We start from the raw sequence: 16,455 nt of genomic DNA on the forward strand, positions 1-16,455 counted from the left end.
CAAAATCTGTCGTTGATCTCCTTCAGGCGCTCGCAAAACCGGGTGCCGTTTCGCACCTGATATAAGGAAAATGTCCATGTCTGCTGCAGCTCGCGTGCTTGTTCTTGGCGGTGGCGTCGGTGGGCTTGAAGCCGCTGCGGCTCTGGGCCGTCACCAGAATATTTCCCTGACACTCGTTGATCGCAGCCCCGTCCATTACTGGAAGCCGGCCCTTCACGAATTCGCTGCGGGCACCATGCAGCATCAAGGCAACTGCATCCCTTTCACCGAGACAGCAGCCAAATTCGGCTTCACCTTCGTTCAGGGCAGCCCCACGACGGTCAACCGCGACAACAAGACGGTCTCGCTCGATACGGGCGCCACACTGCCCTACGACTATCTGGTGGTGGCCCTTGGTTCGCGCGCGAATGATTTCGGCATTCCCGGAATCGTCGATCACTGCATGTTCATCGACAATCTGAACGACGCAGACACCCTGTTCGCGACCTTCCGCGAGGCCGTTCAGAAAGCTCGGACGGCAGGCGAAAAGCTCTCCATCGGCATCGTTGGCGGCGGCGCAACCGGCGTGCAGCTCATTGCCGAACTGTGCAAGTCTATTGACGACGCCCGCGGTCTCGGCCCCTCCGTTCGCAAATCCCTGCTGAACGCTGTGCTGATCGAAACCGGCCCGCGTATCCTTCCGGCCTTCCCGGAAGCCGTCTCCTCGGCCGCCGCACGCCAGCTCGAAAATCTCGGTATTGCCGTCCGAACTGAAGCCATGGTGGTTGGTGCGGACGAAACAGGTTTCAGCCTCAAATCCGGCGAACATATCCCTGCCAGCCTCCGCGTCTGGGCTGCGGGCGTTCGTGCTTCGGATGCCACGAGCCTTCTGGAAGGCCTCGAACGCGGCCGCTCGGGCCAGCTTGGTGTCACCACGACGCTTCAGACCACGCAGGACCCGACCGTCTTCGCGATCGGTGACTGCTCCCGCATCGACGCCGCACCGATTGCCCCAACGGCCCAGGCCGCACGGCAGCAGGGCCAGTATATCGGTCGTGCCCTGTCGGAGATTATCGCAGGTAAGACCCCTGCCCCGTTCGCTTATAACGATCGCGGCGCCGTCGTGGCCCTTGGGGATTATAACGGCTGGGGCATGCTGGACGCCAAGCGCAGCTTTGGCGGCGGTCTGCTCTCGGGTCTGGCCGCACGCCTGATCCATGAAGGGCTGTACCGCCAGCATCTTGCAGGCATTCTGGGCATCACGCCGACAGCCTGCAGCACGCTCCGCGAGCATCTTTCTCCCGTCAAACCTGATCTGGGGGGCTGAAAACCCTTTTCAGAATTCCGTCAAAGGGGGAATGTGGCACGTAGTGTCCCCAGACCCTGCGTCCCCTGTTCCGAGGATTCATGAGCCCTACCGATCTCTCCCCACCCTTTGACAGGGTTCTGACCGACATCGAAGACACCCTGCTGGAAAAAGGGTTCGCCTTCCTTCAGGCCCAGACCACACGCCCACTGCTCGACCATGAGGGCCTGACTGACTGGCAGGGCTTCGCGGAAAGCTGGAATCATCTGGGTCTTGATCGCTACATGGCGGATGGTGGCCGCTACCGCCGCCGCCGTTATGCGACTTTCGCGGTCTCGGGCGAGACCATCACACGCAAAAAACATCAGCCCCATTACCAGAGCCGGGACTACAACCTCCTCAATGGCGGGGTTGAGCGATGGTTTCCGGCCGTCGCAGATTCGATCGCATCCCACCCGGCCATGACCGCCGCCATCCGCACCATCAGCACAATCGCGGATGCCCTGACGCCGCCCACGGAAAAGCCGCCGTCATGGCATGTGGAAGTGCATCAGTTCCGCATCGAGGCGCGTCCCGGCAATGAAGGACGCCCCACGCCCGAAGGCCTGCACCGCGACGGTGTGGACTGGGTTCTGGTCCTCATGGTCGCCCGTCACAACGTGGAACAGGGCGTCACTACGATCCACGATATGCGGAAGGAACCGCTGGGGTCCTTCACCCTCATCAACCCGCTCGATGCCGCCATTGTGGACGACCATCGCGTCTATCACGGCGTTACGGCGGTGCAGCCTGTCGATCCAGCCCAGCCGGCCTATCGGGACGTGCTCGTGGTCACGCTGCGCCATGAATGACATCAAAACCTTCACAGATGCCCGTCTTCAATTTCGTGTTATGATTGGTGCCATGTCGATCCAGCAGATTCTTTCCCGCCGCGCGGCAGTTCTGGCCCTGTCCTTCATGCTCCCCGCAGCACTGTCCTGTGCGGATGCTGCGACAGGCAAAAGCCATCACCATACGCGCCACGCCGCGCAGCCCGCCAATGCGGGTGCAGCGCCCGTCATTCTGACAGCGCATCCGGGCACGAAGCTGGATGAAGACGCCCGCAAACTGAACGAGGATGATCTTCAGGACGCGGCGAAACATCACGATCAGCCTGTCGTCCTCGTTGGTTCCGCATCGCTCTCGTCCGGCAAGAATGACGAAGCCCTGTTCGTCCAGCTTCAGTCCGCCCGCCTCTGCGGCTCCGCAGGCTGCACCACCTCGGTCTATCTGAAGCACAACGATACCTGGAACACGGTTCTGGACTCGGTGAACGGCGATATTTCCGTCCTCCCCACGCGCCATAAAGGCATGCACGACCTTCTGGTCAGCCCGAACGACCGCTGGATCTGGAACGGCAAGGAATATCAGGACACGCTCAGCGCACCGCCGATGCCAAAATAATCACTGATTTTTCTGGAAGGTCTGGAGCGGGCGAGGGGAATCGAACCCCCGTATGCAGCTTGGGAAGCTGCCGTTCTACCATTGAACTACGCCCGCACTCCGCACGGACCATAACCGCTACACCCGTCTTTCGCAATCCACCCCATCCGGACTTCAGGGTGTTGACGCAAAACCGAAATACAGCCCATAGTCCGGGTGTCACAAACGCTCCGGCGTGACTGACCCTCGTGATTTGAGCGGCCGGCTTGCGGCGAGGTTAAAGAATTGCGCTAAAGAGGCCCTGCGTCGTTATCGAACGATTCCCAGGACTTCCACGGCCCGCCACATGCGCCCTTTCTCTACAGGGCGTCTTATGGAGGGACACATCATGTCTTCAGAAAACTGGCGCACAGCCACCCGCCTCCTGCACGAAGCTCCGAACCGTACGGAATTCGGCGAGACGTCGGAAGCCCTCTTCCTGACCTCCGGCTTCGTTTATGACAGCGCCGAACAGGCCGCTGCGACCTTTACAGGCGACGTCCAGCACTTCCAGTATTCCCGCTTCGGCAACCCGACCGTCGATACGCTTCAGGAGCGCCTCGCACTCCTCGAGGGCGCCGAAGCCTGCGTTGCCACCGCAACCGGCATGGGCGCGGTCTCCTCGGCCATCCTGTCGCATGTAAAAGCCGGTGATCGTGTTGTGGCTTCCCGCGCCATTTTCGGCTCCTGCTACTGGATCGTGACCAACCTCCTGCCCCGCTACGGTATCGAGACCGAACTGGTGGACGGTACGGATTACGACGCCTGGGAGCGCGCCCTGTCCAAGCCAACAGCAGCCGTGCTGATCGAAAGCCCGTCCAACCCGATGCTCGACGTCCTCGACATCGCGCGTGTGGCCGAACTGACGCATAAGGCTGGCGGCCTGCTGATCGTGGACAACGTGTTCGCCACACCGCTCGGTCAGTCCCCGCTCAAGCTGGGCGCGGATGTGATCGTCTATTCCTGTACGAAACATATCGACGGTCAGGGCCGCGTTCTTGGAGGCGCGGTGCTCGGTTCCAGTGCATGGATCAACGAGACACTTCAGCCCTACACCCGCAATACCGGCAATGCTCTGTCGCCGTTCAACGCCTGGGTTCTGCTCAAGGGTCTGGAAACGCTCCAGCTCCGTACGGATGCCATGGCCCGCAATGCCGCTGCCGTCGCCGATGCGCTGGCCGAACTTCCGGGTGTCGTTCAGGTCCGCTATCCGGGGCGCGCCGACCATCCGCAGCATGAACTTGCCAAAACCCAGATGAGCAATGGCGGCTCCATGGTCGCGTTCGTGGTGGACAAGGGCCGTGAGGGCGCATTCGCCTTCATGAATGCCTTCAAAATCATCGCGATTTCCAACAATCTCGGTGACGCTCGCAGCCTTGCGACCCACCCGGCCACGACGACCCATATGCGCGTCAGCGAAGACGAACGTGCGCGTCTGGGCATCACGGAAGGCGCCATCCGTCTTTCCGTCGGTCTGGAAGATCCGGCAGACCTGATCGACGATCTGAAGCGCGGCGCCGCAGCAGTTGCGGCCCTTGCATAAGTTTTTCTGACAAAAGACCGGGATGGCTTTACAATGGCATTATGCCTGACAAGTCATCCCACCCCCTTCTCCATGCCGATCCCGAGACAGCCCTCGCCGAAGCCATGGAAACTGCGCCCTGCTTCAGCAAAACCACCGACGACGTGACAGTCACGGTCCGGACCTTCTGGCTGGACGACCAGTCCCATCCTGAAGATCACCAATATGCATGGGCCTATCACATCAGCATCGAGAACGAGCGGAAGGACACCTTCCAGCTCCTGTCCCGGAGTTGGGAAATCGTGGATGGGCTTGGCCGCAAGGAGCATGTCCATGGCGATGGCGTTGTTGGCGAACAGCCCGTAATCGCTCCGCAGGAACAGTTCGACTATACGTCTGGCGCCATGCTGACCACGCCCTCGGGCTTTATGCACGGCACCTACCACATGCTGGAGCCACGTTCGGGCCATCGCTTTGACGTCAGCATCCCCGTATTCAGTCTCGACAGCCCCCATGACAGCACGCTGATCCACTGACAGGCCGTATCGGGCGTCTGTGAAGAACGGCGCGGGCAGCATCGCGACCTTGACGTCCCTGCCGTCCCGGCCCATTCCTCCCCCATGCGTATCGCTGCCCTTCTTCTCGCTGCCGGTCGTGGCCGGCGCTTCGATGCGTCCTCACAAAACGGGGACACTTCTTCCAAGCAATTCCGGATGCTGCGGGGCAAACCCGTCATCCGTAGAGCCGCCGAAGCCCTTTTGCCGCATGTGGACGCGCTCCTGCCGGTCGGGGACGATCCTCTGCTGGCCGACAGCCTGAAAGGGCTGGACGTTCTACCGCCCGTCAGCGGCGGCGCGGAACGCCATGACAGCGTGCGCAACGGCCTTGAAGCTCTCGCGGCCCTGCCCGAGCCGCCCGATCTGGTGCTGGTCCATGACGGCGCCCGCCCCTGCGTCCCCGAAGAGGTGGTACAGAACGTCATCAACGCGCTGAAAACCCATGAAGGCGTGATTCCGGCCGTCGCCGTCATCGACACGATCAAGAAAGCCGCCGACGGCATCATTATCGATACCGTCCCGCGTGACGGGCTGTGGCGTGCCCAGACCCCGCAGGGCTTCCGCTTCGGCACCCTGCTCGAACTTCACCGCACCCTGCGCGATGCCCGCACCGACGATGCCGCCCTGCTCGAACAGGCTGGCCATCCGGTGGCGATCGTTCAAGGGTCGGAAGACAATATCAAACTGACTGTTGCGGAGGACCTGATGCGTCTTGAAGGTGTGATTGACCGGAACCTGCTGCCCCGCGTCGGACTGGGCTATGACGTCCATGCTTTCGAGGAAGGCCGCAAGCTGATCCTGTGCGGCATTGAGGTGCCCCATACGAAGGGCCTCGCCGGACATTCCGACGCCGATGTGGGCATCCACACGCTGTGTGACGCCATTTACGGCGCTCTGGCCGAAGGCGATATCGGCCGCCATTTCCCGCCTTCCGACAATGAGTGGAAGGACATGGATTCGGCCCGCTTCCTGATCCACGCCGGCGAACGCATCCGCGAGCGCGGCGGCTTTCTCGTGAACGCAGACATCACGCTGATCTGCGAACGCCCCAAGATTGGCCCACATGCCGAAACCATGCGCCAGCGCCTCGCCGATCTGCTGAAGGTTAGCGTCAGCCGCATCTCGGTCAAGGCCACGACCTCGGAGCGTCTGGGCTTTACGGGACGTGAAGAAGGCATTGCCGCCACCGCAACCGTCAGCATCATGGTCCCGGATAACGGGGAAGCCTGATCCGCAGTTCCGATACGAAAAAGCCCGGTTCCTCTAAGGGGACCGGGCTTTTTTTATTGCCTGAATTGCAGGAAAAATCAGCCGTGAATGGCACAGACCACCACGATCAGCGGGGTCGCAGCCAGAAAAAGCCATGCTCCAATGGAGCAGGTCTTCACGACACGGGTACCCATGTGACGCAGCAGGGGCCTACGAACGGATACGGACATAACTTCCTCGACTCTGACAGTGTTCGACAGAACCGGAAATAGCGCCCGCTCCCCGGTCGGGGCGAGTCACCAATCATCTCGTTCTGTCACATGGCAGGGCCTTCAATGATCCTCGAATATGGCAAGATCATGCCCCATTCAGGGCATTTTCCTCTCAGATCGAAACCTTACGTCCCAATGTCAGAAACAGTCCCGCATCGAGAATATCCTTCTCGCGATTTTCCATCGTGCGGACGAGTTCATCATCCTGCCCCCATGTCGCAAGCTGGGATTTTTCGTCGTTATTGGCCCACAACACAGCATCCACGAGGCTGACAGCGCCTCCCACGACAGCAAGCGCCAGAAGCAGACTCCCCGTCGCCTGTGCCAACACACCCAGAACCGCAAGCTCCAGAGCATCCCGCGCGGCCAGTAGCTGCGCCAGAGCGTCCAGATATCCGTCCGGCTGCGCCACTGGCATGAGACCATCTGTTACACTCGGGTGGATCCCGTAACCCGAAAGCCAGGCGAAAACCTGCGCCGCAACAGGCCCGATCCCGTCTTCACAATAACAGAGCCCGTCATCTACCCCGAGTCCGAGCAGCATATCCCGTGCTGCCTGCGGATCAGGCGCGGTCCGCTCGATCATCGTCCCGGCAATCCGGGTCAGGGGCAGCGCGTCCGGCGTGAAGGACGCATTTTCCGCAATCCCTCCCCACTCCCCCGCAATGGCGTCGGCCAGAGCGGACGAACGGACGGCCAGAACCCGTCCCTGCGGCAGACGGATCGGTCGTCCATCCAGACGCGGCTCGAACAGGCCGCCCTCGGATACGACCGAAACGGCTTTCCAGAAACGCTTGTGCCCGCTCAATGCAGAACTCCCAGAGTCCGAAGGATATCCCCGGCCTTTGAATGATGAGGCTTGACTGCCTCAGGCGTTGGACCGGGCTGTCCTTCACGTGCAGCAGCCAGAGGGGCCGTGCATGGATCGGCAGCATTGCCGTCCCCGCCGATCGTGACGTGAAAATTGCCGCCCGCATCCCGGTCCTGCGCGACATGCGGGGCCGCGAGCGTTCCCGTCAGCACAACCGGTGTGGAGGCCCCTGCCCCTTCAAAATCCACCACAGGCAGAAGGCGCAGATCCAGAACCTGCGTCCCAAGACCGACCGTACCATTGCCCGAAACGGAGAAGCGCCCGGACTGGAGCCCCAGCGTGTCGATATGCGCCATATCGTTTGCAATGGTCATATGCAGCCCCAGACACCGCAGCGAGCGGTCGCCTTTCCCGAGGACCACACTGGCCGCAGATCCCGCCATCTGCCCAAGCAGCGTACTCTGCACCTGACCGTCCACCATCGACAGGCCCAGATGCCCGTCCAGCGACTGCCTCAGTTCGTCAGCGTTGTTGCCCTTGGCTGAGAGATACCCCACGACCTGCACAGGCCCCTGAAGGAGCAGCGGCATCCCAAGACGCGTCTCCAGCAGACCGGCTGGCAGAATAAGCGGCTGGAAGGTCACGTTCCCCGAGACAGGCAGCGTGCTGGCATCCAGTTCCACCATCCCCGAAAGCGCCAGCCCCTGCGCCTGTCCGGAAATCGGGTCCAGACGCAGATGACCGCCTGACAGCGTCAGTCGCGTCGCCAGATCGGTATAGTCCCGTCCCGCAAACACGACGTGATCGGCTGTCAGATGCAGGTTCACATCCTGCGCCCGCAGCCGTTTGACCCAAGAGGGCGTCAGGTCCGGCGCACTCGGAATTGCGACAGGATGCTCGTCTTGCGCCGAAACAGTCTTGTTACCCTGCGACGTCGCTGGCGTTACGGTTGGAACAGCCACTGCCGGAAGCGCTGGCTCAAGCCAAATCCCCTTGAGCACGTCCAGATCCATTTTTGCGGCATGAATATTTCCGCTCACAACGGGCGGCACATCCTGCCCCAGAACCACCTTGAGCGCCCCATCCAGAGCCAGTTCCTGACTGCCGAATGTCAGGCCTTCAAGTGAAAGGCTCTCGCGGTCATGCGTCTCCAGCGTGCCATGCAGGCTCACATCATGCAGGAGCGCGCCGGGCAGATGGAGTGTCTTGCCACTCCCTTCCGCCACCAGATGCCCGTTTTCCGCACCAACCGTTCCCGAAACGGCGACACGGGCCTTGTCCTGTGCATTGAGAGATGGCCCACCGGAGAGGAGCGTGGTCTGGCTACGCAGTTCCGCCGTTAGCGGCACTGCGGTCTGCAGGCCGTTCCGCCATGCAGCAACCGCCTGCTGCATCGTCCCGGCCCCGGCTTCCACATGCCACGCCGTATCGCGCCACTGCGTATCCGCCGTAACCGTCAGCGCTGCATCCGGACCCGCAGAATCAAGATGAAGATTCTGTACCGCGCCCTGTTTCAGCACAACAGAGCCGACATGCAGATGAACGCGCGTGGGCGTCATCGTCTCCGCAAGACGGTGCAGCAGCGCATTTCCGTCCAGACCAGTCAGCGGACCCGGACTGCCCTGAAGCGCAACATCGCCGCCCAGTGCCGGAACATCCGGCAGATTGGCGTGAGGGAACAGACGATGCGCGTCCTGAAGGTTGGGCCACTCGCCCTGAACCGTCAGCAGCACGTTTTCCATCTTAGACGGATTGCCGATCCGCCCGTCCAGATTCAACCAGTCGCGCCTGTCGCCCTCACCCAGCGTTGTGCCGATGCTGAACGCCCAGGGTTGAGTGCCCTGACGTTGCGACAGAGTGCCGACATGCCCCTTGAGCGTGAAGGGCGTCCCGGCATGGTGTCCCTGAAGGCTGATCCACGGGCTGGGACTGCGCAGCCCCGCCAGATCCAGCGAATCCAGCCCGAACGCTCCACTCGTATGGCTTAGGTGATCGTTCCAGAGCACGGCCGTCTGCGCGACATGCAGCCCATCAAGCGACAGGTCCCAATGCGCATGGATCCGCTGACCGCTCCGTGTCTTCACCGGCAGAGAGGCATTCTCGTCCTCACGATCCGGCGTCAGAGACCAGTTGGCCTGTCCATCCGAACCGCGCACGAGATTGACGGTCGCTTTTTCGATGACGACATCCTGAAACCGGACCTCGCGATGCAGCAGGGCAAAGACGGCAATTCCGGCATGGATCGTATGAGCCTTGAGAACCGGCGTCTGCCCATCGCGCTTCAGCACGACGTCGGACGCCTCGAAGGCCGGCCAGGGCAGAAGCTGCACCGACGAATGACGGACCTGCATCGAAAGCCCTGTCTGGTGCCGAAGCGCCACGGCCACACGCTCGCGGAGCGCGTCCTGATCGATCAGGACATGCGTGGCCACGCTCACACCAACAAAAGCAACGATGACGGCAATCAAACCGCCGGTAAGCTTCTTCATTTCGCAGGCCCCCTGCCCTTGCTGATGCCTCCACGAACGCGTTTGGGCGCGGGCGTTTCACCCGGCACAAAGCCCAACGTCCGGAATGTCTCGCGCATATGCGGCGGCAGAGGGGCCGTCACGATCAAACGCCCACCGGCGGGGTGAGGAATATCAAGCTGACGCGCATGCAGGTGCAACCGGTCGATAAAGCCTTCCGGATGTGCGGCCTTTCCGCCATAGCGCGGATCACCAAGGATCGGCGTGCCAATGGATTCGGTATGCACGCGAAGCTGATGCGTTCGCCCCGTCAGCGGAGACAGCTTCAGCCAGCTCAGCTTCTTTCCGGCGGCATCGAGCGTCGCATAATCCGTCTTGGCCGAAGCCGCGTCTTCCTCATCGCGTGACGCCGCGATCACCAGCGCCGCGCCACCTGCACCGATCTTGGCCAGAGGCTGGTCGATGATGCCGGATTCCGGCGATGGCCGTCCGACAACCACAGCCCAGTACGTCTTCTCCACATCGCGCCCACGGAACGCAGCCGCAAGCTTCGCCGCCACACCCGGCGTCCGCGCAATCAGAAGGATGCCGGACGTGTCACGGTCGATACGATGCACCAGACGCGGCCGATCGCCGCCCTCAGGCCGCAGGCCGTCAAGCATCATGTCCACATGTTTGGTAATCCCCGGACCGCCCTGCGTCGCAAGGCCCGATGGTTTGTCGAGAACAAGCAGGTGCTCGTCCTCGTAAATCACCATCTTGCGGATCTCGCGCTCCAGCATCGGATCCGGCGGCGGCAGGGGCGCGGGCTTGTCCACGTCCGGCAGCGGCGGGATGCGGACGGTCTGTCCGGGGATCAGGCGCGTATTGGTCTGAACACGCCCTCCCTCCACGCGGATCTGTCCCTTGCGGCACAGTTTCTGAAGCGCGCCCTGCGTCAGATTGGGGTAGTGACGTCTGAACCAGCGGTCGAGGCGAATATCGGCCTCATCCTCGGTCACGATGCGGTTGGTAACTGTCATGGTTCGCGGGATGCCCTCTTGGCGGCCCGCATGTCCAGAAGTTTTCTGATCCGCCCCTCATGTCCGCGGTCGGTGGGATGATAAAGAGACGCTCTGGGCATCCCATCCGGGAAGTAGTTCTGGCCCGAAAATCCACCCTCGCTGTCGTGGTCGTATTCGTAGCCCTTGCCGTATCCGATATCCTTCATCAGGGATGTCGGTGCATTCAGGATATGCGACGGCGGCATCAGACTGCCGGTATCGCGCGCCAGAGCACGGGCTGCCTTATAGGCCGTGTAAACCGCATTGGATTTCGGCGCGGTCGCCAGATGCACCACGACCTGCGCCAGCGCCAGTTCCCCTTCCGGCGAGCCCAGCCGTTCATAGGTCTGCCACCCTGCCACAGCCATCGGCAGCGCGGACGGATCGGCCTGTCCCACATCCTCGGCCGCAAAGCGCGTCAGGCGACGGGCGATGTAGCGCGGATCTTCCCCGCCCTCCAGCATCCGCGCGAACCAATATAAAGCCGCATCCGGATCGCTGCCGCGCAGTGATTTGTGCAGCGCGGAAATGAGATTGTAGTGCTCTTCCCGATCCCGGTCATACAGGATAGCCCGGCGGGACAGGATCGCCGCCAGATCGCGCGGTGTCAGCAGCTGCGACGGATCAAGCGCCACAAGCTGCTCGACCATATTCAACAGATACCGCCCGTCCCCGTCCGCCATGGCGCGCAAACTGGCCCGCGCTTCCGGGTCGAGCGGCAGTGGACGACCGACTTCCTCCTCCGCATGTTCCAACAGGCTCTCAAGGCTTGCATCATCCAGCCGGTTCAGCACCAGAACCTGACACCGCGAGAGCAGTGCCGCATTCAGCGCAAAGGACGGATTTTCGGTGGTCGCTCCCACCAGAACCACCGTTCCGCGCTCCACATAAGGCAGAAACCCGTCCTGCTGCGCGCGGTTGAAGCGATGGATTTCGTCCACGAACAGAAGCGTGCCCTTGCCCGTCGCCGCTTGTTTCTGGTCCGCCTCTTCAAACGCCCGGCGCAGATCCGCCACGCCAGAAAAGACGGCAGAAATCTGGGAATAAAACAGCCCGGCCCGTCCTGCGAGCAGACGTGCAATCGTCGTCTTGCCACATCCCGGACCGCCCCACAGGATCAGGCTGGACAGCGTCCCGCGCGCCAACATCCGTGTCAGTGTGCCTTCAGGCCCGAGCAGATGATCCTGTCCCCGCACGTCTTCCAGCCGCTTCGGGCGCAGACGGTCCGCCAGAGGCTGCGTCCGCGAGGGCGGCCGACGCTGCACCTGCGGCGCTTCAACCGAATGCCCCTGCCGTACAGAGTGCGGCGCGTGCCCGGACGGACGCTTCGCCCCGGGGGCGCCGCCGAAAAGATCTGTCATGTCCGTCACTGGCTTCCCGCGCTCCCCGAAATGTTCTTCGACTTCCCGATCAGAGATGGGACTTCCGACCTGTCAGGATAATCCCCAAACCCAACCTTAATGCAGAATACGCCGAAGAACGCCCGGCAACAGCATCGACAGCGGATTGACTGACAGATCGGGTTTTTCAACCGTTCCATGGAGCTCAAACGTCGCCGCCAACAGTCCGCCACCCTTCTCGGGAGACATCAGATACCCCAGAACCGGCAGCTTCCCCGGAAGCGCATTCAGCCCGAAAACCGGCACGATCGTCCCGTTGAGGTTCAGCTCGGACGTTTTCAGATCAATCGGCCCTTCCATCGTGGCCCCAAGCGCCTGATTGCCGATCACCCCGTCACGCAGCACCAGCATGTTCCCCGCCAGACTGAGCCGCGTGGACAGATGGGTGATTTCAAACCGGTCCAGATGATTGGTCAGCCAATGCAGCGGCGAGAGGTCGGACACCGCCGTTAACGTCAACGGCGGCCGCAGGAACTCGGACGGTCCCATGTCCACATGCCCCCGGAATGGTGGCAAACCGCCCCACAGCCCTGCCGATTTCGCGCTCCGTCCTTCCGGAACCTTCCGCACACTGGTTTCATCCGGCGTGAACACCCCGTCCAGATGCGTCTTTCCACCCCGGATGCGATCATACAGCCCCAGATTTTCCAGAAGCAGACCCAGATTGTCGACATCCAGAACGAACGGATGCTCCCGCCCCGTATCGCCCAGAACCGCCCGCACCCGGGTCGGCGCGTCCAGCGCAAAGCGCCCTGATGTCAGATGTCCGTTGCGCAGCTCGATCTGCGAGACGACACCGCCCACCTGCGCTTTAGGGCCGTAATAGACATGCGGCGCGTTCAGGGAGATGGACCAGCTATCTCCCATCGACGCGCTTTTCCCGCCTGATCCACTCTGCGTTCCCGTATCCGCCACCGGGGGATGCGGCGCGAACATCGGCGCCAGATCCAGCGGGTCCGCATCGACCGTCACACCCACAGGCTGTTCCGCACTCTGCGGCAGGGCAATGCGCGCATCCCCCTGCGTCCGCCCGATGCGGAAACCTTCCAGAACGATCCCGGTCAGCTTGCCTGCCCGCGTGACGCCCCTGCCCGCCACGGAAAGATCGGTCCCGTGTGCCTGCAAGCCGTCCAGAACAGACATTTTCCCGTCCTGAAACCCGATATGCACCATAGCCGTCGCAGGCTCACCCAGTGGCTTGGCCCAGATCGGCACACTCAGAGCAGCCTGGGCCATGTCCAGCGACAGTTTCAGATCGGACGTTTCGTTCGCCTGCTGCACAAAATGCGCATTCAGAACCGCATGGCCATCAAACAGACCAACTGGCGCGATCCGGGCCTTTGCCGCAGACTGCGGGTCCAGAACCGAGCGCGCATCAATCGTCTGCAATACGTGCGACGGCGCACCACCCCGGAAATTCTCATGCAGGACAACATGCGTGGGAATACCCGCAAGCTGGCCATCTCCCGTCAGGTCGAGCGCATCCTCGGTGGCGGACATCTTGCCCGAAGCCCCGTCCACCGCATGTCCCATCAGGATATTTCCCAGATGCACTCCCGAAAACGCCGCCTGCGTCCAGACATGCAACGCCCCGTCCGGGATACGCGCCACCAGCGGCAGCGTCATGCGGACATGCGCGTCCACAGTGCCTGCTGGCTGCGTGAACGGCAGCGGATGACGTGACAGCAGATGCAGCCGCGGATGCGCCAGAGCGGACATGAACCCCGCCAGAGGCCCCGTCAGATGCGCGGAAATATCGCCCGTCTGGTCTTTGTCATAGAGCTTCCCGATCCGGATTTCCCCATCCGGCAGCAGCACGTTCTGCTTTACATCCGTCGGCTGAACGCCGCGGCTCAGATCAATAACAAGCGTTTCAGGGCCGTCGAAACGCAGGGACGCATCAAGCCCCGTCGCCGGAGGAACAGGGCGCAGCCAGTGGACCGTCAGACCATGTCCGCTCAGTTGTCCCTCAACCGAGGTCGGCAGGATTTGATCCGGCCCATGATCGCTGTGCAGATGGGCTTTGACGTGTAGATCCCGCCCGGTCCCGTCCGTGATGTTCTTCGAAACCCAGCGTCGCCCGCCTTTGACGATCGTTGCAGGCCAGATGGACCCCACCGTTGCAAAGCGGATCGCATCCAGCCCGGCCTCCGCGTCTGCGTCCAGCACTGTCGGCTTGAGCAGATTGTCCAAGCTGGCACTGGCCGAAGCCTTCAGATGGGTTAGCGTACCGTCGGTATCCGCCACATCCAGCGCTGCTGAATGAACGTCGAGCCGCGCACCACCCCTCAGGCCCGGACGGTCCATCCGCAGATGCACGCTCGCCTGCCCTGCATGAAGATGGATCGGGTCGGCGGTTTTCTGAAAAACCTGCCCATCACCGACAGACACGTTCAGCGTCAGTTCCGATGGAAGTGCATCCATCCCCTGCGGCACAAAAACCGCATCTGCCCCGATGGACACGGGGACATGCCAGTTCGCAGCTTGTGGATTGAAAACCCCAAGCTGAGCCGGCTCAAATGGCGTCGCCTCCAGATGCAACAGTCCATTATGCCCGACCTGACGGGCCTGTGCCGTCAGGCTGGTATGGAATCCATCGAGCGCAACCGCGGCCCGACCGGACCCGATCCACACAAAATCCCGTGAATGTGGCGCCACCCGGATCCGGCGCGCCTTCATATCTACGCCGCCGATGACGGCGGTCCGGTCCTGTGGAAGCCCGGCGAATGTGATGGAGACATTATGGACATCCACGGCCCGCAGACGGTCGAGCCGCGTCGGCACACCCCGGCCACCCCGTTTCTGCTCTGGCAGATCCATGTCCACATCGCCGTCCGGCAAACGGCGCAGGGCCAGCGTGGCTCCTTCGAGACGCAGGGTCCGAGGCGCAATCACGCCTTCAAACAGAGCGCTCAGCGAAAGAACGGCATCGGCCTCAGTCGCACGTTCCGCCACCAGATTGTCAAACCGGGTGACTTTCAGCCCGCGCGCCATCAGCACCAGCCCAGCCGGAACGCCGCCCGCGCTCGGCTGCCACTGGATCCAGAGCCTGTCCCAGCTCAGCCGACCAGCCGGATGTCCGGGGCGTTTGCCCGCCGCAATCGAGACCGGCTCCACAACATGGGAGACGCGCGTGATCTCCACGGGGCCGTGGGCCAGTTTCCACAGGAACACACTGCCCGCAGCCGCCACGAGCGCAACCGGCGCAACACAGATCAGGGCAACCCAGCGCGCCACATGCCAGTGTCGCGGCATGTGTGGGCCCGGGCAAAAAGGATGCAAACGCCTGCGGGGAGGACGCGGGAAGTCGTGGACGGCCATAGACGGTCATCGGCGCGTTTCCGGCCTGTCTCCCTCGTGAGAGTTGGAGGTGTAAGCCCTCAGGCTTTCGGAAGGTTCCGGAAAGCCTCCGCCACCAGAGCGGCATGTACGGCAGGTTTCACCTTGCGCCACACATTCCGGATGACGCCCTGTCCATCCACCAGAAAGGAACTGCGCTCCATCCCCATATAGGTCCGGCCATACATGGATTTCTCAACCCATGTTCCGTAAGCCTCGGCAACGGCATGGTCTTCATCCGAGGCCAGCGGGAACTTCAGACCATATTTCGTAGCGAATTTCTCAATTTTCGCCACAGGGTCCGGGCTCACACCGATGATCGTCAGATCCTCGGCATCAAATTCGGGCAGAACGTCCTGAAGGCCACAGGCCTGCGTCGTACAGCCGGGGGTGTCGGCTTTCGGATAGAAATACAGCAGATAAGGCTTCCCGCTCAGTGCGGCACTGCTGACAGTCCGCCCGGCGGAAGCGGGAAGCGTAAAATCTGGCGCCCGGTCGCCCGGTTGTAGGTCTGTATTCTGTGAAGAAACGGTCATAAGCGGCATGATTGCCCGACCCGTCCGATCCGATCAAGGCAAACCGGACGAAAACCGTTCAGTATTCCGGGATCAGTATCCCGGATACATCACAACGGGGGGCGGTCCGTAAACAACCCGTGGCGGCGCCGCATAGACGACCGGCGGTGGAGCATACACGACCTGCGGCGGCGGAGGGGGCGGCGGACCGTAGGGCTGGGCCAGTAGCGCACCGCCTACGGCACCGAGAGCCAGACCACCCAGAATGCCCCCGACAATCGCGCCGGAATGGTCATGATGCCAGCCACCGCGCCCACCGCCCGGAGGTCCGCCATATCCATAGCCGCGGCCATAACCCGGACCATATCCCGGCCCACCGCCATGCCAGTGAGCCTGCGCCTGAGGCACGATGGCATTCGGGACGATTGCGGAACCGATCAGCAGCGGAGCGGCCATAAGAACTGCACGTGTGATGCGACGCATGGCATCTTTCTCCTCGAAACACGTGGAGCAGAAAAGCCGGTTAAAACAGGCTCTTCCGTCCATGAGAAAGATCATGCCCGCTGAAAATGG

At 62.2% G+C, this 16,455-nt stretch carries 14 protein-coding genes, 1 tRNA gene and 1 riboswitch; of the genes, 6 read left to right on the plus strand and 9 right to left on the minus strand.

Annotated elements, in window-relative coordinates; translation table 11 throughout:
• Positions 1 to 76 precede the first annotated feature (76 nt).
• The 3 genes from HKD28_RS02180 (at position 77) to HKD28_RS02190 (ending at position 2,728) form a co-directional block, all read left to right on the plus strand.
• Complete coding sequence (locus HKD28_RS02180; RefSeq protein WP_194266671.1) at positions 77 to 1,306, plus strand: NAD(P)/FAD-dependent oxidoreductase; 1,230 nt, start codon at positions 77 to 79, stop codon at positions 1,304 to 1,306.
• A gap of 80 nt (positions 1,307 to 1,386) precedes the next feature.
• Positions 1,387 to 2,136, plus strand: coding sequence for a 2OG-Fe dioxygenase family protein (locus tag HKD28_RS02185; RefSeq protein ID WP_194261893.1), 750 nt, complete (start codon positions 1,387 to 1,389; stop codon positions 2,134 to 2,136).
• 52 nt (positions 2,137 to 2,188) lie between these two features.
• Positions 2,189 to 2,728 (plus strand): hypothetical protein, encoded by a 540-nt coding sequence (locus HKD28_RS02190; RefSeq protein WP_194266672.1) that lies wholly within the window; start codon positions 2,189 to 2,191, stop codon positions 2,726 to 2,728.
• Between the two features lie 22 nt (positions 2,729 to 2,750).
• Here the strand turns inward: HKD28_RS02190 and HKD28_RS02195 are convergent.
• A tRNA-Gly gene (locus tag HKD28_RS02195) sits at positions 2,751 to 2,824 on the minus strand.
• A 118-nt stretch (positions 2,825 to 2,942) separates the two neighbouring features.
• A riboswitch (SAM riboswitch) is annotated at positions 2,943 to 3,022 on the plus strand.
• 73 nt (positions 3,023 to 3,095) lie between these two features.
• On the opposite strand from HKD28_RS02195, the gene metZ reads away from it, so the two are divergent.
• The 3 genes from metZ to HKD28_RS02210 all read left to right on the plus strand — a co-directional run bounded on the left by metZ (position 3,096) and on the right by HKD28_RS02210 (position 6,055).
• Entirely contained in the window at positions 3,096 to 4,289 is a 1,194-nt protein-coding gene (metZ, locus tag HKD28_RS02200) for an O-succinylhomoserine sulfhydrylase (protein ID WP_194266673.1), read from the plus strand.
• 41 nt (positions 4,290 to 4,330) lie between these two features.
• Positions 4,331 to 4,804, plus strand: coding sequence for a Co2+/Mg2+ efflux protein ApaG (apaG, locus tag HKD28_RS02205; protein WP_062030082.1), 474 nt, complete (start codon positions 4,331 to 4,333; stop codon positions 4,802 to 4,804).
• An 84-nt stretch (positions 4,805 to 4,888) separates the two neighbouring features.
• Positions 4,889 to 6,055: a bifunctional 2-C-methyl-D-erythritol 4-phosphate cytidylyltransferase/2-C-methyl-D-erythritol 2,4-cyclodiphosphate synthase gene (locus tag HKD28_RS02210; protein WP_194266674.1), complete on the plus strand. Its 1,167-nt coding sequence runs from the start codon at positions 4,889 to 4,891 to the stop codon at positions 6,053 to 6,055.
• A 77-nt stretch (positions 6,056 to 6,132) separates the two neighbouring features.
• Here the strand turns inward: HKD28_RS02210 and HKD28_RS15885 are convergent, their stop codons facing one another.
• The 8 genes from HKD28_RS15885 to HKD28_RS02245 form a co-directional block, all read right to left on the minus strand.
• Positions 6,133 to 6,264, minus strand: a complete 132-nt coding sequence (locus tag HKD28_RS15885) for a hypothetical protein (protein WP_255314061.1) — start codon at positions 6,262 to 6,264, stop codon at positions 6,133 to 6,135.
• A 154-nt stretch (positions 6,265 to 6,418) separates the two neighbouring features.
• A complete protein-coding gene (locus HKD28_RS02215; RefSeq protein ID WP_194266675.1) occupies positions 6,419 to 7,114 on the minus strand; it encodes an ATP12 family protein in 696 nt (231 codons plus the stop codon).
• Positions 7,111 to 9,606, minus strand: a complete 2,496-nt coding sequence (locus HKD28_RS02220) for an AsmA family protein (protein ID WP_194266676.1) — start codon at positions 9,604 to 9,606, stop codon at positions 7,111 to 7,113. Before HKD28_RS02220 ends, HKD28_RS02215 begins: the two co-directional genes overlap by 4 nt.
• Positions 9,603 to 10,607: an RluA family pseudouridine synthase gene (locus HKD28_RS02225; RefSeq protein WP_194266677.1), complete on the minus strand. Its 1,005-nt coding sequence runs from the start codon at positions 10,605 to 10,607 to the stop codon at positions 9,603 to 9,605. Before HKD28_RS02225 ends, HKD28_RS02220 begins: the two co-directional genes overlap by 4 nt.
• On the minus strand, positions 10,604 to 11,989 hold the full coding sequence (locus HKD28_RS02230) for a replication-associated recombination protein A (RefSeq protein WP_194266678.1): 1,386 nt from the start codon (positions 11,987 to 11,989) through the stop codon (positions 10,604 to 10,606). Before HKD28_RS02230 ends, HKD28_RS02225 begins: the two co-directional genes overlap by 4 nt.
• A gap of 96 nt (positions 11,990 to 12,085) precedes the next feature.
• On the minus strand, positions 12,086 to 15,283 hold the full coding sequence (locus HKD28_RS02235) for a DUF3971 domain-containing protein (RefSeq protein WP_235993239.1): 3,198 nt from the start codon (positions 15,281 to 15,283) through the stop codon (positions 12,086 to 12,088).
• A 125-nt stretch (positions 15,284 to 15,408) separates the two neighbouring features.
• Positions 15,409 to 15,912, minus strand: a complete 504-nt coding sequence (gene bcp, locus HKD28_RS02240) for a thioredoxin-dependent thiol peroxidase (RefSeq protein WP_194266680.1) — start codon at positions 15,910 to 15,912, stop codon at positions 15,409 to 15,411.
• Between the two features lie 63 nt (positions 15,913 to 15,975).
• Entirely contained in the window at positions 15,976 to 16,365 is a 390-nt protein-coding gene (locus tag HKD28_RS02245; RefSeq protein ID WP_194266681.1) for a hypothetical protein, read from the minus strand.
• Positions 16,366 to 16,455 lie beyond the last annotated feature (90 nt).

The organism is Gluconobacter cadivus (assembly GCF_015244745.1).
In the GTDB taxonomy this organism is placed as follows: Bacteria; Pseudomonadota; Alphaproteobacteria; order Acetobacterales; family Acetobacteraceae; genus Gluconobacter; species Gluconobacter cadivus.